Here is a 20,250-nt window from a genome sequence, read left to right as displayed (position 1 = left end):
ATGATGTGAAAAGAGGGAATATATGGAGTCGCCTCAGTACATGATGCGCGACATCCCCCATGAAGAACGCCCGAGAGAACGCATGATGGAATATGGGGCGGGCGCCTTAAGCCATGCAGAACTGCTGGCTATTTTACTTCGGACAGGTACGAGGCAGGAATCGGCTGTGCACATGGCACAGCGCATTCTCACTGAAGCAGGTGGCATCCGTTCGCTAATGGATATGAGTCTGAACGAGTTGACTGCCATGAAAGGAATTGGTATGGCCAAGGCTGTTCAGCTTAAGGCTGGCATTGAACTTGGTCACCGGATTGCGCAGAGCAGACGGGTGCAGTCTCCTTCCATCCGTACACCGCGTGACGCAGCTGATATTTTACTCGAGCAGCTGCGTTACTTACAGAAGGAACACTTTGTGTGCCTTTTCCTGAATAGCAAAAATCATATTATTGCCCAGGAAACACTCTCCATGGGTAGCCTTAATGCTTCAATTGTACATCCACGTGAAGTGTTCCGTGCTGCCATCAAATGCAGCAGTGCCTCGATCGTATGCGCACATAATCATCCGAGCGGTGATCCTACGCCTAGTCCTGAGGATATTCAAATAACCAAGAGACTGATCGAAGCAGGTTCAATCGTGGGCATAGATGTTCTGGACCACATCATTATCGGCGATGGAACATACGTAAGTTTGAAGGAGAAGGGCTTAGTATAATATAATGGTTGGCGTTGATGTTTTCCTATGAATATTGACGGCGTTGTCCGTAGAAGATAGGTTCACTTTACAGATGCAATACATTTTAATGAATGATGAACCCTGCTGGATTGCAGAGGAAATGAAAACGAAACGCTCTGAACGTTAATAGGGCGGCTATATGAGGCAGAAAAGGAGATTACGTCATGTTTGGTGGTTTTACGAAAGATTTGGGTATTGATTTGGGGACAGCGAATACGCTGGTTTATGTACGTGGAAAAGGTATTGTGGTACGGGAGCCTTCGGTGGTTGCTCTGCGGACAGATACCAAGAGCATTGAGGCTGTTGGGGAATCTGCCAAAAAAATGATTGGACGTACTCCTGGTAACATTCGTGCGATTCGTCCAATGAAGGACGGCGTTATTGCTGACTTTGATACGACGGCAACGATGATCAAATACTTTATTCGCCAGGCGCAGAAACAGCGCTCGATGTTCCAGCGTCATCCGAACGTTATGGTATGCGTACCATCCGGAATTACAGCGGTAGAACAACGTGCGGTTGAAGATGCAACAAAACAGGCCGGCGCGCGTGAAGCATACACGATTGAAGAGCCATTTGCAGCAGCCATTGGTGCAGATCTTCCGGTATGGGAGCCAACAGGCAGCATGGTTGTGGATATCGGTGGCGGAACGACTGAAGTGGCGGTCATTTCCCTCGGCGGAATCGTAACAAGCCGTTCCGTTCGTGTAGCTGGTGATGAGATGGACGAATCGATCATCCAGTATATTAAACGTCAGTATAATTTGATGATTGGTGAGCGTACATCTGAGCAATTGAAGATGGAGATCGGTTCAGCTATGCCACTGGAACAAGTGGAAACGATGGAAATTCGCGGCCGCGATCTCGTAACAGGTCTGCCTAAAACCATCACGATTACATCGGATGAAATCAGCGAAGCTCTGGCAGATACGGTAAATGCTATTGTTGAAGCTGTGAAAGTAACTTTGGAAAAATGTCCTCCTGAGCTTGCGGCAGATATTATGGACCGCGGTATCGTGTTGACTGGCGGCGGCGCGTTGCTCCGCAATCTGGACAAGCTGCTGGCTGGTGAGACAGGTATGCCGGTCATCGTAGCGGAAAATCCACTCGATTGTGTAGCAATCGGAACAGGTAAAGCTCTGGAGAACATCCATTTGTTCAAAAGCAGAAGCAGTTCGGCAGTTCGTTCCAAACGTTAATCCGGCACGGATCGCTTAATGTCACGTTCGAGTTAAGCGTGAGTCGCCAACGAAGAGGACCCGACTTCAGTCGGGAGAGCTATTACCCGCATAACCGGGGAGATCAGCGAATATTCTCGAAGGGACTATCAGTCTGCACGTCTCCCCGCCGGGCATAGCTCGGAAGAGAATATGGATGTTAGAGGGTGTTCGAACTGTTTAAGCTGCTGGGCAACAAAAGACTTTTTGTTTTGCTGGTGGGCCTTGTTACATTTATCGCGTTAATGGGCTTTACGCTCGGTCCGCGAACCGCTCTATCCTGGCCGGAAAAATTCCTGAAGGATTCAGTCGGATTTGTACAATACGTATTTTACAAGCCCGCTTCTGCTGTAGCGGGCTTTTTCAAAGATGTAGCGAACATGCGTGCGGTATATCAGGAGAATGAAGAGCTGCGAATCGCGATGGGGCACTATACCCGGGATCGATTGAAGTATAACGAGATGGAGAAAACCAATGATCGTTATAAGGATTTGCTGAAATTTACGGCTGAACAGAGAAATCGGTATAACTACGAATATCGTATTGCTCAGGTTATCAGTGCCAATTCCGATCCAAATAGCAGAACGATTAATATTGATATTGGGGAGAACGCGGATATCAAGCCAGGCATGGCAGTTACTTCCCAGGAGGGTCTGGTTGGGGTGATCAGTCACGTTAGTGCCTATACCTCAACGGTGAATCTGCTAACCTCGATGGATGCCAACGATCCCAATTCCAATGCCATTGCAGCAACAGCTGTGGGGAAGGAAGATACGGTTTTCGGTATGATCGAGAGCTTTGATCCCAAGACGGGCATGTTCAAGATGACTAAAATTTCGGAAGAGTCTGATATCAAAAAAGGTGACGAAATTATCTCATCAGGTATTATCAATAATTTTCCGAAGTACATGCGAATCGGGGAGGTCAAGAAAATTGAAGTTGGCGAATATGGACTCACGCGTACAGCAACGATTGAACCATATGCGAGCTTCCTGGATTGGAAAGAGCTAATGGTGGTTATTCCTCCCGAGGTGAAGGAGTAATGGTGACACGCAAGCAAGTCTTGTTCCTGTTGCTGTTCGTTTTGTTCATCGCGGAAGGGACGATTTTGCCATTGCTTATTCCTTCCGGATGGCAGCTGCGCATTTCGGCCAATTTGGTCTATATCGTGATTCTGTTTATCGCTGTATATCATCATCGCCACACTGCTCTGGTGCTCGGCATCTTTTTTGGACTGCTTCATGACGTTGTATTTTATGGAGAGATGATCGGACCTTATGGATTTGCAATGGGGTTATCTGCTTATATGATGGGACTTATATTCCAGGCACCGCGTGCACCGCTTCCAGTTATGGTTACAGTCGTCATTTTGGGGAGTCTGCTTAATGACACCATGTTGTTCTTTTTATATAAGCTGTTCCGCCTCAATCACGTGACCTTTGACTGGGCTTTGCTTGAATATATGATTCCCAATCTGTTCATTCATTTCGTGTTTGCCCTGATCATTTATACTCCGCTGCGGAAGCAGCTGGAGCGTATCGGCAAAAGAAAGAGCAAGGTGCAGGAAGCATCCTGATACATTTTATAGAGTGAAAAGCAGGAACTTCGAGGCCCGGGCACGAAATGTAATGAGATGGGAGGGACAGGCTTATGACGGTAAAATCGAATCACGTAACGATTAAAGGCATCCGAGACGGCTTGGTTTTCCTGTTGGACGATCAATGTGAATTCGAGGAATTGCTCTATGAGCTCCGCTATAAGCTGGAACACAGCCATCAAAATATTTTGACCGGACCGATTGTTCATGTGGATATCAAACTGGGCAGCCGCGAAGTGACAGAGGACCAAAAAGAAGCGATATTGGACATATTGAAGCAAAAAGGGAATCTGCTCATTCGCTCCATCGATTCACCAGCCCTTAAACCAGAGGTTAAAGGGCCACCGCCAATTGTTACGATGTGTGGCATGGTGCGTTCAGGTCAAGTGCTTCATCACGAAGGGAATCTCCTGTTTCTTGGGGATATCAATCCGGGGGGCACGGTGACGTGTACCGGAGATATATATGTTTTGGGTTCACTCAGAGGCATGGCTCACGCTGGGATCGGCGGGGATGACGAGTCAATCATTGCCGCATCGGTATTTGCACCGACGCAGCTTCGAATCGCTGATATCATCAGCCGTCCCCCTGACGAATGGGAGAGCCGGGATACCGGGATGGAATTTGCTTATTTACAGGACAATCAGATGCAGATCGACAAGATGAGCAATATCGTTCGGTTGCGCCGAGATTTTAATGTGTTTAAAGGAGTGTAGCTCATGGGAGAGGCGATCGTGATCACTTCGGGTAAAGGCGGCGTTGGTAAAACAACCACCTCAGCAAACATCGGAACAGCGCTGGCGCTGCTCGGAAAAAAAGTTTGTCTGGTAGATACCGATATCGGCCTTCGCAATCTGGATGTCGTGATGGGACTCGAGAACCGGATCATTTATGATCTGTGTGACGTGGCAGACGGGCGTTGCCGTCTGAATCAGGCGTTGGTGAAAGACAAACGCTTCGAAGAATTGTACATGCTGCCTGCAGCGCAAACAAGAGACAAAAACTCTGTATCACCGGAACAGGTTAAGGACATCATTCTGGAATTGAAAAAAGATTTTGAATATGTCATTATCGATTGCCCTGCCGGGATTGAACAGGGATTCAAAAATGCGGTCGCTGGAGCAGATCAGGCTATCGTGGTAACTACACCGGAGAACGCTGCTGTACGTGATGCGGATCGGGTCATCGGTCTACTCGAAAGCTCGCATATTCAATCACCGAAGCTGGTTGTAAACCGTATTCGGAACAACATGGTCAAATCGGGCGATATGCTTGATATTGATGGTATTTTGCAAGTCCTCAATATTGATCTGATTGGCATTGTGCCAGATGATGAACTTGTCATCAAAGCGGCTAACTCTGGAGAACCTACAGTCATGAATCCAGACTCGCTTGCAGCGATTGCCTATCGGAACATTGCTCGTCGCATTCTGGGAGATACGGTTCCACTGATGCAGTTAGAGCAGAAAAAGGGCGCGTTCTCACGCTTTAAAAAGTTTTTTGGTATGGGTTAAATGGGTTAATACAATCGTCCTTATAGATATGAACACTTACCGCCGCGGCCTTTGCAGCCCGGCTTTTTTAATGCTTTCAGCACAGAAATCCCTATCATTTTTCTCCACATTAAACTCCACTCGGCAGGTTGATCTAACCTGGGTGGAGTTATTTTGCTTTGACCCGGAAGCTTGTTCATATTATGAAAGAGCTCTTCATAGGATGTATTAAACAAGCCTCGGCGGGAGGATATTCCATGAATACGAAACTTCGAATCAAGCAAAGAAGAGAAGAACGGATACGGCGGTTGCTGGATGGCGCTGCGATGGAGATTATGCAGGAAGCGAATTCGGGGCCCAGCAAGAAGATTGCCGAGAGCCCAAGACCTACTTCTTCTTTTGATATACAGGATAAGACAAGACAAGTTGGATCACTACTGGCAGAGCAGGAAAGGGATCCTGAATGGCTGTGGAAAAAAGAGAACGGACATTACGGTTCAGGTGGCCATACACGTTTTAACCTAGTGAAATCGTTGGTGCGTAGAACAGTAGTCAGTGCAATGGTTTTTGGTGCCGTATGGGGACTGTTTCAACTCAATGCGTCATGGGCATCTTCACCCAAAACGGTAATTGCAGATGCGCTCCATCGGGACATGGACTTTGCGTCGGCAGCGCTCTGGTATGAACGGCACTTTGGCGGGACGCCGTCTTTCCTGCCCGTGCTGGGCCACACCACAGATGCAGTTAATGGTTCGGGGGTTAGATCACTGCTGGGTAAACCGCTCTCTGGGACAATCGTTCACCCATTTGCACTGAGCATGAAGGGCATAGAGATCGTCCCCGAAGCAGAGGGGACTGGCTTTGTACAGGTGGTCAGTTCGGATGCAGGACGAGTTCTGCAAGTTCTTGGTGATACAGAGAATGGGATAACCGTAGTCATCCAGCATACAGGCAACTTGACTGCGATATATGGCCGACTGAACGAGAGTGAAGTCGAAGTGAATGACTGGGTGGAGGCCGGAAATGTCGTTGGTAGCCTCAAGTCCACAGGCGGAGAACAACCTGCCACGCTATATTTCGCTGTAAAAGAGGGCGAAGAGTATGTAGATCCTGCGGAAGTGGTTGCCCTTGATTAGGTTGTGGGGTGTACGCATTTCGCTGCATCCGTTTTTCGTCATTGTTATGCTGGCCTCCTTGGCTACAGGACATTTCATAGAACTCATCACACTGTTTGCAATCGTATTTATTCATGAATGTGGACATGCTGCGGCGGCAGCCCTTCTGGGCTGCCGTGTCCTGTCGATTCAGATGCTTCCTTTTGGCGGTGTGGCTGTTATTGAAGACGGGGGCCGGCTTACGGCTGGGCGGGAAATTATAATAGCGCTGGCCGGTCCTCTGCAAAACATATTGATGGTCGGGATCACCATGCTGCTGCAGTACGCCAACCTGGGAGATCCAGTATTCTTGGCGTACATTATCCAAGGGAATCTGCTGATTGCCCTGTTTAATCTGCTGCCCGTACTTCCGCTGGATGGTGGTAAAATAGTACAGGCACTCGTCAGTCTGATTGCTCCCTACTATACGACATTAATGTGGACCTATCGGATTAGCATCTTATGTAGTACAGGGGTTATTCTGTTTGCGATCAGCAAATGGATCACTGGAGACTACGGGCTCCCGCTGAATATCTTGCTCATTGGTCTCTTTCTGTTCTATTCCAACGTAACCGATTATCGAAACGTACCTTATCGCTTTATCCGCTTTTTGATGAATCGGGAAGGTGCATTTGCGCATCATGCGGCTACAGGCAGTTTGGCACAGCCGATAATCTCATTTCCGGCGAAACCTTTGGACACTATTCTGCGTCTATTAAAGAGAGAGAAATATCATATGGTATATGTGATGAACAGACAGGGACGAATTATGGCCGTTTTGCCTGAACAGCGAATTATCGGTTCCTATTTCAAGCAGAACACAGACAAACTGTAAAACGGTTGGTGAACTCGTCCAGATTTGGGGTAATACATATACATTGAGAATTGCAAAGACACAGAATGGATGTGGATGAATTGAATTGTCTTCTAGAGGTCAAGCCATGAAACAAATGATCGTACATAATGAACACAACCTCATGCAAATGGCGCTTCTGGAAGAAGGCAAAGCTGTGGAATTTACAGCAGAACGTACACGCGAACGCGGACTGCTTGGTTCGTTTTTCAAAGGACGGGTCGTCAACGTGCTGCCGGGTATGCAGGCTGCTTTTGTGGATATAGGTCAGAAAAAAAATGCTTTTCTATATGTGGATGATGTCCTGCACCCTCATTTGGAGAAACAACCCAAGGTGAAACCTTCAATCTCCGAATTGCTTCGTCCAGGTCAGGATGTCATCGTTCAGGTTCTGAAAGAGCCAGTAGGAAGCAAAGGAGCCCGGGTGACGACACATTACTCACTACCGGGCCGATGGCTTGTCTACATGCCGATAGCGGACTACATAGCCGTCTCGAAGAAGATTGCCCGTGAAGGGGATCGCTCCCGTCTTAAGGCATTGGGCGATCAGCTCAGACGTGGGGAGGAAGGGCTGATCATTCGAACCGTATCCGCAGAAGAGCAGCGGGAGGCCATAGAGGCTGACTTGGAATCGTTGCGTGAGCAGTGGCGTTTGATATGCGAAAAAGCAGACAGTTTGCCTTCACCGAGCCTGTTGCATCGGGATCACAGCATGGTTCAGCGAATTATTCGGGATGTGTACACTCCAGGTAGCGATGAGGTTATTACAGACAGTGAAGGACAAGCCCGCGAGGTGAGGGCTTTACTGGAGGAGATCTGTCCGGGTCATCAGCCAACGGTACAGGTTTACCGGGGCTCAGAGTCCATCTTTGCTGCGTATGGTGTTCAAGAGCAGCTCAATAAGGATTTTGCACGTAAAGTATGGCTCCCCGGCGGAGGTTACATCGTCATAGATCATACAGAGGCACTTACTGTGGTGGACGTTAATACAGGCAAATTCACCGGAGGCGGCGGGGATAGTCTGGAAGAAACCGTTACGGAAACCAACATGCAGGCAGCCGTCGAAATTGCACGTTTAATGCGTTTGCGGGACATTGGTGGCATGATCATTGTGGACTTTATCGATATGGAGGAAGCAGCCAATCGGCAGGAAGTTGCTGCAGCGCTGGAGGCTGAACTCAAAAAAGATCGAACCAAGGCTTTTGTCATGGGCTGGACCAAGCTTGGCCTGCTTGAACTTACACGTAAAAAAGTCCGGGAAGAAAGTACACTTCCTTATGTGGAGCCCTGTTCTTCTTGTCACGGGACAGGTAAAAGATATATTTCACCATTGCATTGATTTTTACTCGCGATGATGATATAATCATCAGGTATGTGTTTAGCCTATTGGTCTTGCACATGCTGTAACCGCACTGGCCGGGTACAAGAACAGCTCCGCAAGGAGGCTGTCACCTGAGACCGGGCGAGTCTGAGACATGAGGAGGTGCAAGGCAAATGTACGCAATTATTGAAACAGGCGGCAAACAGTACAAAGTCCAAGAGGGCGATGTTCTGTTCATCGAGAAATTGACTGCGAACGATGGCGAAAGCGTAACGTTCGACCGTGTCCTGGCTGTATCTAACGATCAAGGTTTGACAGCAGGTACACCATTGGTTTCCGGAGCTACTGTAACGGCTAAAGTGGAGAAACATGGCAAAGGTCAAAAGGTTGTTGTATACAAATACAAACCGAAAAAGAACTACCATGTGAAGCAAGGTCACCGTCAACCGTACACTAAAGTAACTATCGAGAAAATCCAAGCGTAAGAGGGTGCGATAAGTGATTATCGTTCAAATCTTTCGTAACGATGACGAGAGCATCGATCGCTTTTCCATCAAAGGGCATGCCAATTATGCCAAGCGGGGAGAAGATATTGTATGTGCCGGGGTATCCGCTGTTACAGTGGGTACAGTGAATTCGATCGAAGCATTGACTGGTGTCGAAATGGATGCCAAAATGAAGAATGGCTTTTTAAGCGCTTCTTTGCCAGTGCTGGAGAGAGACGGAACTTGGTCCCAGGTGCAATTGCTGCTCGAATCTATGGTTCTTATGCTCACTGATATTGCAGAGTCATACGGGAAGTATATTAAGATAGAGCAACTCAAATAAGTAAAGAAGGAGGACAACCAATCATGTTGAAATTAAATCTTCAGTTATTCGCATCGAAAAAAGGTGTAGGTTCCACGAAGAACGGTCGTGACAGTAGAGCGCAACGCCTTGGCGTTAAGCGTGCTGACGGTCAAACAGTAACTGGTGGTAGCATTCTTGTTCGCCAACGCGGAACAAAAATTCACCCAGGTACGAACGTGGGTATCGGTAAAGATGACACTTTGTTTGCGAAAGTGGACGGCGTTGTGAAATTCGAACGTTGGGGACGCGATCGCAAAAAAGTAAGCATTTACCCTGTGGACGTTGCTCCAGTAGCAGCTGCAGTAAAAGCATAATATCGGCATTCCGCCTAAGGAGCCTTCGGCAATTTTGCCGAAGGCTCTTTGTATTTAGGATGGATAGATGTTTTCGATAATGAACTGGCAGAAAAGACATGTTATACTTGGTTACGGTGGGGTTTAAAACCAACCGAGTTTTGTAGAACGGGGAGAAGCCATGAAATCTTGGAAAAGAGTGCCGTGGATTGCGGCATGTTCACTTCTGATTCCTTTGGTTTTCGTTGTGCTGTATCCGGCAGCCATTTCGAGTGCTGTATGCGCATTGTGGTCCGTGGCCGTAATCTTTGTTTCAATGAATGCGATGAAGAGACAGGCGGAAGCGGAACGCAGAACCATCATACAATCTATGGAAAAGACAGCAATTGCATCACTAAATCATCATCGGCATGATTGGATGAACGATCTTCAGGTGTTATATGGATATCTTCGGCTGGGCAAACTTGATAAATCCTTGCAATGTGTGGAAAGAATAAAAGAACGGGTAACCGAGGAAAGTCGGATTTCCAAATTAGGCATTCCCTCACTCGTTTTTTATCTCCAGTCTTTTCGTGCCAGTGGCGCCGCTCTGGAATTGCATGTGGAAGTCGAGGAAGAATTGCAGCTTAGTGCTCTGATCTCTCCCGAGGATGGCGAGTCGCTTACGGGCGCAATTGCAGATGCAATCAGAGCCTATCAATACGGTGGCGGCCGGTCGTCTTGGGGAGAGGTTCGCAAACTGACCTTGAACTTCGGACAAGACCATGGGGATGTGGTTGTTCGGCTGGACGGGGATCAAACACCCGATCCGGAAACATTACGGCAGCTTAATGCCGTACTTAAAGGAAAAAAAGTCAGAACGGAGCAGCTTCCGTCTGAAGACACGTTTATACAATTTAGAATGCCGTGTGGAATATAGGAAGAAGGGGTAGCCATGTTTGTAGATAAAGCGAAGATTTATGTAAAAGCCGGAGACGGAGGGGACGGAATTATTTCGTTCCGTCGTGAGAAGTATGTACCAAACGGCGGACCTGCCGGGGGTGATGGAGGCAGAGGAGCTGACATCATTTTCCGCGTGGATGAAGGTTTGCGTACATTGATGGATTTCCGTTACCAGCGTCACTTCAAGGCCCCTCGTGGTGAGAAGGGACGCAATAAAAGTCAGCATGGTGCAAACGCTGAGAACATGATTGTGCGTATTCCACCTGGGACTGTGATTTTGGATGAAGACAGTGGAGAGGTATTGGCAGACCTGACGCGTCATGGTCAACAGGTTGTCGTTGCGCGTGGTGGCCGGGGCGGCCGGGGGAATATCCGGTTTGCCACACCAAATAATCCAGCTCCTGAACTTGCTGAAAATGGTGAAGAGGGCGAAGAGCGCTATATTGTGCTAGAGCTTAAAGTTATGGCGGATGTTGGTTTGGTTGGTTTTCCGAGTGTCGGGAAATCTACCCTGCTGTCCGTTGTATCAGCGGCGAAGCCGAAGATCGGAGCCTATCACTTTACGACCATTACACCTAACCTGGGTGTAGTCGGTGTAGGTGAAGGACGCAGCTTCGTTATGGCCGACTTGCCAGGACTGATTGAAGGTGCTCATGAAGGCGTCGGACTTGGACATGAGTTTTTGCGCCATGTTGAACGTACTCGCATCATTATTCACGTTGTGGATATGTCTGGCTCGGAAGGACGCGATCCGTTTGAGGACTGGGTCAAAATCAACGAAGAGCTGAAGTTGTACAATCCGGTACTCGCGGAGAGACCTCAGATTGTGGCAGCGAACAAAATGGATATGCCGGAATCGGAAGAGAATCTGGAGCAATTTATGCAAAAGGTTCGTGAAGTTCAGCCGGATATTGAGATCATGCCAATTTCTTCCTTGACTCGCAAAGGAATTCAGGAACTCCTGTATCGTGCGGCGGATCTGCTTGATCAAATTCCGGACGAAGTCGTAGTGGAAGAAGTAGCGGACATATCTGAACGCAAAGTGTACAGTCTGGATAAGAAAGAGGACGAAGGCTTCCGTATTGTGCGGGAGAATGAGATCTTTGTTGTTGAGAGTGCCAAGATTGATCGCATGATGAAACGGATGCAGCTGAACTCGCATGAGGCCATCCTTAAACTGGCGCGTACACTGCGTCATATGGGTGTGGATGAAGAGCTCCGTAAACGTGGTGCTGAAGAAGGCACGATTGTGCGCATCGGTGATTTTGAATTTGAATTCGTTGAAGGCAGCAGTTACTATTAAGTTTGATATGTAAAATTTAATGTATACCTGCTCAAATATATAGGACATGTAAACGCAGAGAAGTGGGAAATGACCCGCTGCTCTGCGTTTTTTTTGTTTTTTCCTAACATGAGGCAGGGAGAACCTTGTATACTTTGAGAAACGGTTTTCAAAAAAATAGACATGTAACGTATTGCCCTTTTAGTATAGATCCGATATAATGTCCACTATATGAAAACATGAGTCTTTGAGGAGAGGACGTTCTGTGAATGAACGCTATTACTTAGTACGGGAAGACATTTTACCGGAAGCAGTGGTGAAGACGATGCAGGTGAAAGAGCTGCTTGCTTCGGGGGATGTCAAAACAGTGCATGAAGCGGTAGAGCAGGTAGGATTAAGCCGAAGTGCTTTTTATAAGTATAAGGATGGAATTCACCTCATCAACCAATTGGAACGGGAAAGAATCGTCACAATATCAATTGATCTGGAGCATCAGTCTGGTATATTGTCTCGCGTGTTGGGACATGTGGCTGGATATGGAGCCAACGTACTCACGATTAATCAGAGTATCCCGCTTCAAGGAAGAGCCAATGTTGTTATCTCGGTAGAGACGTCACATCTTCACGGAGAAATCGGTGAAATGTTGGATCGGATGCAGGATATGCCGGGGGTTCGGCGTACACGGATTGTAGGTCAGGGCTAACTGGATTTTATCTCATAACGTCCGGATATATGAAAAAAACTGCTTCATTGTACACAGAGAGCGTACAGAGATGGCAGACATAAAAGACATTAGGGGGTAGATCGTTGGTGAAACCGGTAAAAGTAGGATTATTGGGACTCGGAACAGTAGGTACCGGGGTTGTTCGCATCGTGGAAGGGAACCAGGAGGATCTGAGCAGTCAGGTCGGCTCACCGATTGTTATCGAGAAGATTTCTGTAAAAAATACGGTTAAGGATCGCGTCATTGCTGTGGATCGAGCCAAACTGACAGAAGATCCGTGGGAAGTGATTCGCCACCCGGACATCGATGTGATCGTGGAGGTTATGGGTGGTATTGAACAGACGAAGGAGTACATTCTTGAAGCGCTGGAGCGGGGAAAACATATTGTCACGGCCAATAAGGATCTAATGGCTCTCCATGGCTCTGAGATTTTGGCGAAGGCACAGGAAAAGAAATGTGATGTCTTCTATGAAGCCAGCGTAGCTGGTGGGATTCCCATTATCCGCACCCTGATTGAAGGTTTCTCCTCTGATCGGATTACCCGTATTATGGGGATTGTCAACGGAACAACGAACTTTATTTTGACCAAAATGAGCCAGGAAGGCGCTTCTTATGAAGAGGTTCTTGCAGAGGCACAGGCTCTGGGTTATGCGGAAGCCGATCCAACATCGGATGTGGAGGGACTGGATGCCGCTCGCAAAATGGCAATATTGGGAACGCTGGGTTTCCGCACCAATGTCGAGCTCCAAGATGTGGCGGTTAGTGGTATTTCGTCCGTAACCCGTGAGGACATTACGTATGCGAGAAGACTCGGCTATGAGATGAAACTCCTTGGAATTGCGGATTGCCGTGATGACGAGATCAATATCAGTGTTCAGCCTACCATGGTGAGACAGAGTCACCCAATTGCCTCCGTTAATGGCGTGTTCAATGCAGTTTATGTACACGGGGAAGCAGTAGGCGAAACGATGTTTTATGGTGCGGGTGCAGGTGAACTTCCAACGGCCACTTCCGTCGTTGCAGATCTGGTGGCTGTGATCAAAAATCTGAAGCTTGGCGTAAACGGACTTAAAGCCATCGTTCCTTACAAGCAGAAGCGTCTGCAAAGCGATGAACAGATCATGTCAAAGAACTTCATTTTGCTGCACGTGGACGACAAAGCGGGCGTTTTGGCGCAAATCACGCAGATTTTTGCAGAGTATGAAGTCAGCCTGGCTTCGGTCGTTCAACAGCCGAACGAGCATAATCCGGATGCCGAGATCATCATCGTTACTCATAATGCAAGCAAGGCAAGCATGGATAAAGTGTTGAAACACTTTGAATCTCTTAGCGTTATACGCCGCATCAAGAGTGTATATCGGGTTGAGGGTTAAGGGTATTTTTTCTGATCATGTACCGTTCGATTTGCTAGGTTAAATTGAATGTACAATTTTTAATACTATAATTTCATTTCAGGTCTTCATATTCGTATTACTTAATCATAAAGGAGCTTACTACAATGAGATATCAAGGATTGCTGCAAACGTACAAAGAGTACCTTCCGGTTAATGAAAATACACCTATGCTTACACTTCAGGAAGGAAACACCCCACTCGTTCATGCCGAAAACCTGTCCAAGGAACTCGGACTGAATCTATATTTTAAATACGAAGGTTTGAACCCAAGTGGTTCTTTCAAAGACCGCGGTATGGTAATGGCTGTTGCAAAAGCAATGGAAGAGGGCAGCCGTACGATCATGTGTGCCTCCACAGGTAATACTTCTGCTGCTGCTGCAGCATATGCGGCGCGCGGTGGTCTGAACTGCATCGTATTGATCCCTAATAATAACATCGCACTGGGCAAGCTGGCACAAGCCATGATCTACGGGGCCAAAGTGATTGCGATTAACGGTAACTTCGACCGTGCACTTGAAATTGTACGTGAGATTACAGCGAAGCACCCCATCACACTGGTGAACTCTGTGAATCCTTACCGTATTGAAGGTCAAAAAACAGCTGCATTTGAAGTGGTTGATCAATTGGGCCAAGCACCTGATGTACTCGCAATCCCAGTCGGCAATGCAGGGAACATTTCTGCTTACTGGAAAGGCTTCAAAGAATACAAAGAGGCGGGGAAATCGGACTCCTTGCCGCGGATGGTTGGGTTCGAAGCAGAAGGCGCGATGGCGATTGTTAAGGGGGAGCCGATTCTTGAGCCAGAGACTGTGGCGACTGCGATCCGCATCGGTAACCCGGCTAGCTGGAAGACCGCTGTAACCGCGGCTGAAGAGTCTGGTGGACAGATCAATTATGTAACAGACGAGGAAATCTTGACAGCATATCGTACGATTGCAGCACGGGAAGGTATCTTCGCTGAACCGGCATCGGCCGCTTCGGTTGCAGGAGTATATAAATTGAAAGAGGAAGGATACTTTAAAGGCGGAGAGACGGTTGTATGTGTCTTGACGGGTCATGGTTTGAAAGATCCGAACATCGCGATCAAAACGGTAGCAACAGAGCCGCTTGTAGTAGATGATTCGGAAGAAGCGGTTATGGCAGCTATTGCACAGCTGGAGCAGCAATCCGTATGAGTTTGAAGCAAAGTGTTACAGTAAAAGTACCGGCAAGTACAGCCAATCTGGGTCCAGGGTTCGATACCCTGGGCATGGCATTGTCTTTGTATGCCTGGATTGAGATGAAGCCGTCCGAACAGACAGTGTTTCATCTGTATGGAGATCATTTGAATGGTTTGCCAACGGATAAATCCAATCTAATCTACGAAGTCGCACAGATGGTATTCAATGAAGCAGGCGTGTCTGTTCCTGAACTGGAGATTTCCATGTTTTCGGACATTCCTCTTACCCGTGGACTGGGAAGCAGCGCATCTGCCATAGTTGGTGCTTTGGCTGCCGCCAACGCATTAATTGGTTCTCCGCTATCGGACGATAAGCTAATGGATATGGCTACTTCGCTCGAAAAGCACCCGGATAATGTGGGGGCTTCTCTGTATGGGGGTATTATTGCAGCTGCTTGGGATGGCCGTCGTGTGGATCACATCCGTATTGAGCCGCATCAGGATTTGCAGACGTTGGTCATTGTGCCAGACTTCGAACTATCGACTTCCAAAGCAAGAAATGTCATTCCACAGCAATTTGACAAGTCGGATGTCGTGCATAATATCAGCAGGTCTTCCCTGTTGGTTGCAGCGCTGGCAAGCGGGCGACTGGATATGATACAAAGGGCGATGCTGGATCGTATTCACCAACCATACCGGGCATCTTTGGTACCTGGTATGACTGAAATTTTGGAACATGCTGTACAGCATGGTGCTTTGGGAGCTGCACTAAGTGGAGCAGGACCAACTGTTCTGACATTGGTGGATCGGCATGATCCCCGCAAAGCCGAGCTGGAACAGTATTTGATGGAGACCATGGGCAAGGAAGGCATTAATGCAGCGCCACTATGGCTGGATCCGGACCTGGACGGTGTAACCGTACTGCCTGATCAAGATGAACGTCCTTTTTTGGACAGAATTAAAGGGGAAGTAAAAGCATGAAACGAATTGCCGTATTACCTGAAGGCTCCGTTTCCCATGAAGCTGTAGAATTTCTGTTTAATGGGGAACCGCTCGAGCTGCTTCATTCCAAACTGATTTCTGATGTGTTTCGCGCCACGGATAGTGGCAAGTCACAATATAGCGTCATTCCCATTGAAAATACAATTGAAGGCTCCGTTAGTTTGCATATGGACTGGCTGGTTAACGAAGTGGATATTCCAATGCAAGCGGAGTGGGTGTATCCCTCCATACAAAATGTGATTGGACATGGTTCCGAGTTCGCTGATGGGAGCGGTGCATACGACTTCAGCAAAATTACCAAGATCATGTCTCATCCGGTAGCCATCCCGCAGTGCCAGAACTTTATCCGTCTTCATTCCCCGGATGCTGAGCTTGAGGGTGTCAATAGTACAGCAGAAGCGGTCGAGTTGGTAAAAAAGAATCCCGGAAAGGGCTGGGCCGCTATTGGCACCCGCCTTGCTGCACAAAAGCATGGATTGGATATCATGGCTGAACGGGTGACTGATCATGATAACAATTACACCCGTTTTGTACTTATTGGTCATGAGCCAGTGCAGATTCAACGTGAGCCGGATCATGTGAAAACAAGTTTGCTGGTTACACTGCCTGAAGATGCACCTGGTGCTCTGCATCAGGTATTGTCCGCATTCGCCTGGAGAAAGCTGAATTTGACTAGGCTGGAGTCTCGTCCTACGAAGAAAAGGCTGGGCAGTTACTATTTTTATATCGATGTTGAAGAAACCGTAGAATCCGTATTGCTCACAGCAGCCATGGCTGAGATTGAGGCATTGAATTGTCAGGTCCGTGTTCTGGGCAGTTATCCCTGCTATACATATCCTTCATTGAAAACCACCTGATAAACGGTTAGGATTTGCTGAGGATTGGCATTGAGACGGGTAAAACGTGAACGTAAAAGGTTGCAACATGTTGTACAATGTAATGGAACAATTCAAGATTCGGGAGATAATGATTGGAAATTAAACGGAGGTGCAGTCATCCATGTCAGAACAGTGGATTTATTTGGATGGTCAATATGTAACCAAGGAGAACGCAACCGTTTCCGTGTATGATCACGGCTTTTTGTATGGGGACGGAATTTTCGAAGGTATCCGGATTTATAACGGCAATATTTTCAGATGCAAAGCGCATTTGGACCGTTTGTACGATTCGGCAAAATCGATCAGTTTGAACATTCCTTTATCCTATGATGAAATGCTAGAAGTAATGGCAGAAACAGTGCGCCGCAATGATATGCGTAACGGCTATATCCGTTTAATCGTATCTCGTGGACCAGGTAATCTGGGTCTGGATCCGCTGCGCTGCCCGAAAGCGTCTGTTATTATTATTGTAGAGCAGCTGGCAATATATCCTGAGGAAGCATATCTTACAGGGTTAAAGGCTGTATCTGTATCTCAACGCCGGAATATCCCGGATGCACTGAATCCCAAAATCAAATCATTAAATTATCTGAATAACATCCTTGTTAAAATCCAGTCCAACTATGCAGGTGTTGGCGAAGCAATCATGCTGAATTCCCAAGGATATGTTACCGAAGGATCAAGTGACAACATTTTCATTATCAAAAATGGGGTAGTCTACACACCGCCTTGTTACCTCGGAGCTCTGGAAGGTATTACGCGTCAGGCTATTATTGACCTGTGTGGGGAATTAGATCTGGAGTTAAAAGAAGTTCCGTTTACCCTGCATGATGTGTACATCGCTGACGAAGTCTTTTTCACGGGAACAGCCGCAGAAGTCATCGCTGCATATGAGGTGGATGGAAGAACAATTGGATCGGGTGTAGCTGGCCCAGTCACGTTGAGGCTGCTCGAAGCGTTCCGTCAAATTGTAGACAAAGACGGTTATAAGGTTTGGGAAGCCTAACTCTTCTAAACATATTGAAATGCAATATCCTTCTTGTCCAATAAGATCAGCATCCTACATAGGGTGCGGGTTTTGGGGGCGGGGAGGATTTTTTTTGTTTAGATGATGTCATTAGCCCAGTTTCTGCATAGGATGTAGTAACGGTATGGGCGAATGCACTGCCCAAGTAACACGTCTAGGAGGTTAGTTCCCCGTGAAAATACACATGGTGAAAAAAGGCGACACGTTATATTTACTGTCCCAAAAATATAATGTGGGCCTGGACAAAATTATTGCGGCTAATCCGCAAATTACTGATCCCGACAAGTTGGATATCGGTATGAAAGTTAAAATTCCTGCGGAGCCTGTAACACCAAAACCGGAAGGAATACTGCACAGTCACAAAGTCCAGCAGGGTGATTCTTTATGGAAGCTGTCTCAGGCTTGGGGAGTTTCATTAAAGGATATGATCAACGCAAACCCTCAGCTGAAAAATCCGAACGCCCTGCTTGTAGGAGAGACAGTCTATATCCCTTCCCAACCTGTTCAGGGAAATACGATTACAGGAAGCAATACGGGTAATGTTGCTGCTCATGAAAAGCTTTCACCTGAAGGCAAGGAATATACAGGTGTCAAAGAAGAGCCAGCACCACCAGCACCACCAGCACCGGAAATACCTAAGGCAGTAGAAGAGACGCCAGCTCCTACACCAACACCAGCACCATTACCTGCTAATCCTGTCATGCCAAATGTGATGCCTGAATTGGAAGTGCTACCGCAGTTACCAGACCTACCTGTGGTTAAACCGGAGAAGGCGCCTGAGAAAAAAGAACAAGTAGCCCCAGCTGCTGAAGTACAGCCTTTGCCGGAAGTGCCAACCTACACCATGCCTAATCTCTCTCCTGAAATAATGCCGCTACCAGTCATCCCTAATACGAAGTCGCCGTCTGTCGTTTCACCTGCGACCAAATCTCCTTGTGGCTGTGGTAAAAAACTGCATCATGCGCCGGCTGAACATCCGTATGCTCAAATCCCTGTTCCTGTTCAAGAGGTTTATGCTGTTCCTGAATCATCACATATTGCTGGATTTAATCACAATTCTGGGTTCCCAGGGTTACCTGAAGCTACTCCTTATTCGGTGAGCCCTTCTTACCAGGGTCAATGGACAGAGCAGAACCACAATAACTTTACGCCGAATTTGGCTCCTGAACATCAGCAGGATAATGTGTATCCAGCCGCACCCGCTGCACAAGTCAACAGCCCGTTCCCTCCATTTGTTGCAGATACACATATGAACCAGCAGCCGTTTATTTCCCCTTACTCAACACTTCCGTATCCACCTTGTGGATGTGGCGGACATATGCATAACCCGCATTACGGCCACACTGGATACAATTATCAGGATCCTGCGTGGGGAATGTATGGTTCATATGACCCGTACGGTGTACAGACGCATATGGGGCCAAACATTGCACCAAACCAGCCCGTAGAGTATGCATATCAGAATCCGTATCCTTCACAAAACATGGTGCCCCCATCTCCTCTGGGAGCTTTTGGGGAACTGTACCCAGCTCAAGGCAATGTTGGAACTAAAAAAGGCGGACGTGAAGAAGCGGATGTAAGCCAGTCCAATGTATCCGGAGAAGAAGTAACGGATGCAGGAGGAAAAACCAAGCAAGCATCTGCAAAAACCGGCACGGCAAAACGCAGAACAAGCAAATCAAGTGGTAAAAGAACATCCAAAGTGTCTGTTTCTTCTGCAAATGGAAGACGTAACTCAGAGGCAGAGAAACGTAATTTAACCAAAAAACGTCGTAATCCCTGGATACAGTCTTAGTTAATACAGACAGGATCGCAGATCCTGATTGTTAAAAAGAGGCCGGCCTAGTTGAAAGGCTGGCCTCTTGCTTTAAATAAGAGGAGGGGAATGAGGAAACGAAGGAATGTGAACTAGAAGTAAACGAAGAGTTGTAAAATAATTGTTAATTCGTTGAATCTGTGATAATATATCCATACGTTTTATTTTATCCCTATCTATATTATTTCAATTGATTTTGGTAGAGTTATTACTTATATAAAATCTATGAAATAAAAAAAGAAAAAAGTGTTGCATTGATCTGAACGATATGTTATATTATTTAAGTCGCCGCTGAAACGCAGCGCTGACGCGAAAGAGAAACATATTAATCAAGTTTGATCTTTGAAAACTGAACAACGAGTGAGTAATCATCCTGCTTGCAGGATGAACGTGAAGGTTTTTGGTACATGTCATCTGACTGTATGAAAACTGGAACAACAATGAGATTTTTAATCTCGTCAGATTCAAAATGAGCTAATCGCTCTTTTCAATACTTTATTGGAGAGTTTGATCCTG

At 47.1% G+C, this 20,250-nt stretch carries 21 protein-coding genes and 1 other annotated feature; all 21 genes read left to right on the top strand.

Going from position 1 to position 20,250, the window contains the following annotated elements:
- Positions 1–22 precede the first annotated feature (22 nt).
- The 21 genes from radC (at position 23) to AC3WQ3_RS07880 (ending at position 19,713) form a co-directional block, all read left to right on the top strand.
- Complete coding sequence (radC, locus tag AC3WQ3_RS07980) at positions 23–712, top strand: RadC family protein (RefSeq protein ID WP_095361429.1); 690 nt, start codon at positions 23–25, stop codon at positions 710–712.
- Between the two features lie 185 nt (positions 713–897).
- Positions 898–1,932: a rod shape-determining protein gene (locus AC3WQ3_RS07975; RefSeq protein ID WP_095293312.1), complete on the top strand. Its 1,035-nt coding sequence runs from the start codon at positions 898–900 to the stop codon at positions 1,930–1,932.
- 185 nt (positions 1,933–2,117) lie between these two features.
- On the top strand, positions 2,118–2,993 hold the full coding sequence (mreC, locus tag AC3WQ3_RS07970; protein ID WP_154896280.1) for a rod shape-determining protein MreC: 876 nt from the start codon (positions 2,118–2,120) through the stop codon (positions 2,991–2,993).
- The gene (gene mreD / locus AC3WQ3_RS07965) at positions 2,993–3,526 is read left to right on the top strand and encodes a rod shape-determining protein MreD (RefSeq protein ID WP_095361431.1); all 534 of its coding nucleotides are present in this window, start codon (positions 2,993–2,995) and stop codon (positions 3,524–3,526) included. The genes mreC and mreD overlap by 1 nt, the downstream gene beginning before the upstream one ends.
- A 74-nt stretch (positions 3,527–3,600) precedes the next feature.
- The gene (minC, locus tag AC3WQ3_RS07960) at positions 3,601–4,263 is read left to right on the top strand and encodes a septum site-determining protein MinC (protein WP_095293315.1); all 663 of its coding nucleotides are present in this window, start codon (positions 3,601–3,603) and stop codon (positions 4,261–4,263) included.
- 3 nt (positions 4,264–4,266) lie between these two features.
- Complete coding sequence (minD, locus tag AC3WQ3_RS07955) at positions 4,267–5,061, top strand: septum site-determining protein MinD (protein WP_024633965.1); 795 nt, start codon at positions 4,267–4,269, stop codon at positions 5,059–5,061.
- A 236-nt stretch (positions 5,062–5,297) separates the two neighbouring features.
- Positions 5,298–6,176 (top strand): peptidoglycan DD-metalloendopeptidase family protein, encoded by an 879-nt coding sequence (locus AC3WQ3_RS07950; protein ID WP_492471934.1) that lies wholly within the window; start codon positions 5,298–5,300, stop codon positions 6,174–6,176.
- Positions 6,169–7,029, top strand: a complete 861-nt coding sequence (locus AC3WQ3_RS07945; protein ID WP_336782735.1) for a M50 family metallopeptidase — start codon at positions 6,169–6,171, stop codon at positions 7,027–7,029. Before AC3WQ3_RS07950 ends, AC3WQ3_RS07945 begins: the two co-directional genes overlap by 8 nt.
- A 106-nt stretch (positions 7,030–7,135) precedes the next feature.
- Positions 7,136–8,386 (top strand): Rne/Rng family ribonuclease, encoded by a 1,251-nt coding sequence (locus tag AC3WQ3_RS07940; RefSeq protein ID WP_492471933.1) that lies wholly within the window; start codon positions 7,136–7,138, stop codon positions 8,384–8,386.
- 56 nt (positions 8,387–8,442) lie between these two features.
- Positions 8,443–8,527, top strand: a sequence feature (ribosomal protein L21 leader region).
- A gap of 14 nt (positions 8,528–8,541) precedes the next feature.
- A complete protein-coding gene (gene rplU / locus AC3WQ3_RS07935; RefSeq protein WP_095293319.1) occupies positions 8,542–8,853 on the top strand; it encodes a 50S ribosomal protein L21 in 312 nt (103 codons plus the stop codon).
- A gap of 13 nt (positions 8,854–8,866) precedes the next feature.
- Positions 8,867–9,196: a ribosomal-processing cysteine protease Prp gene (locus AC3WQ3_RS07930; protein ID WP_095293320.1), complete on the top strand. Its 330-nt coding sequence runs from the start codon at positions 8,867–8,869 to the stop codon at positions 9,194–9,196.
- 23 nt (positions 9,197–9,219) lie between these two features.
- Positions 9,220–9,531, top strand: a complete 312-nt coding sequence (gene rpmA, locus AC3WQ3_RS07925) for a 50S ribosomal protein L27 (protein ID WP_095293321.1) — start codon at positions 9,220–9,222, stop codon at positions 9,529–9,531.
- 160 nt (positions 9,532–9,691) lie between these two features.
- A complete protein-coding gene (locus tag AC3WQ3_RS07920) occupies positions 9,692–10,429 on the top strand; it encodes a Spo0B domain-containing protein (RefSeq protein ID WP_336782730.1) in 738 nt (245 codons plus the stop codon).
- Positions 10,430–10,444: 15 nt separating this feature from the next.
- Positions 10,445–11,755, top strand: coding sequence for a GTPase ObgE (gene obgE / locus AC3WQ3_RS07915; RefSeq protein ID WP_251643254.1), 1,311 nt, complete (start codon positions 10,445–10,447; stop codon positions 11,753–11,755).
- A gap of 244 nt (positions 11,756–11,999) precedes the next feature.
- Positions 12,000–12,437 (top strand): ACT domain-containing protein, encoded by a 438-nt coding sequence (locus AC3WQ3_RS07910; protein WP_024633956.1) that lies wholly within the window; start codon positions 12,000–12,002, stop codon positions 12,435–12,437.
- A gap of 107 nt (positions 12,438–12,544) precedes the next feature.
- Positions 12,545–13,831 (top strand): homoserine dehydrogenase, encoded by a 1,287-nt coding sequence (locus AC3WQ3_RS07905; protein ID WP_095293333.1) that lies wholly within the window; start codon positions 12,545–12,547, stop codon positions 13,829–13,831.
- Positions 13,832–13,956: 125 nt separating this feature from the next.
- Positions 13,957–15,027, top strand: coding sequence for a threonine synthase (gene thrC / locus AC3WQ3_RS07900; protein WP_492471932.1), 1,071 nt, complete (start codon positions 13,957–13,959; stop codon positions 15,025–15,027).
- Positions 15,024–15,992: a homoserine kinase gene (gene thrB / locus AC3WQ3_RS07895; protein ID WP_492471931.1), complete on the top strand. Its 969-nt coding sequence runs from the start codon at positions 15,024–15,026 to the stop codon at positions 15,990–15,992. The genes thrC and thrB overlap by 4 nt, the downstream gene beginning before the upstream one ends.
- The gene (gene pheA, locus AC3WQ3_RS07890; RefSeq protein ID WP_390586742.1) at positions 15,989–16,870 is read left to right on the top strand and encodes a prephenate dehydratase; all 882 of its coding nucleotides are present in this window, start codon (positions 15,989–15,991) and stop codon (positions 16,868–16,870) included. The genes thrB and pheA overlap by 4 nt, the downstream gene beginning before the upstream one ends.
- 142 nt (positions 16,871–17,012) lie before the next feature.
- Entirely contained in the window at positions 17,013–17,897 is an 885-nt protein-coding gene (ilvE, locus tag AC3WQ3_RS07885; RefSeq protein ID WP_095293327.1) for a branched-chain-amino-acid transaminase, read from the top strand.
- A gap of 193 nt (positions 17,898–18,090) precedes the next feature.
- Entirely contained in the window at positions 18,091–19,713 is a 1,623-nt protein-coding gene (locus tag AC3WQ3_RS07880) for a LysM peptidoglycan-binding domain-containing protein (protein WP_492471930.1), read from the top strand.
- Positions 19,714–20,250 lie beyond the last annotated feature (537 nt).

This window comes from Paenibacillus sp. FW104-T2 (assembly GCF_058789975.1).
Note: the sequence above shows the minus strand (reverse complement) of the source record. Positions and strands in the feature narration are given on the sequence as shown.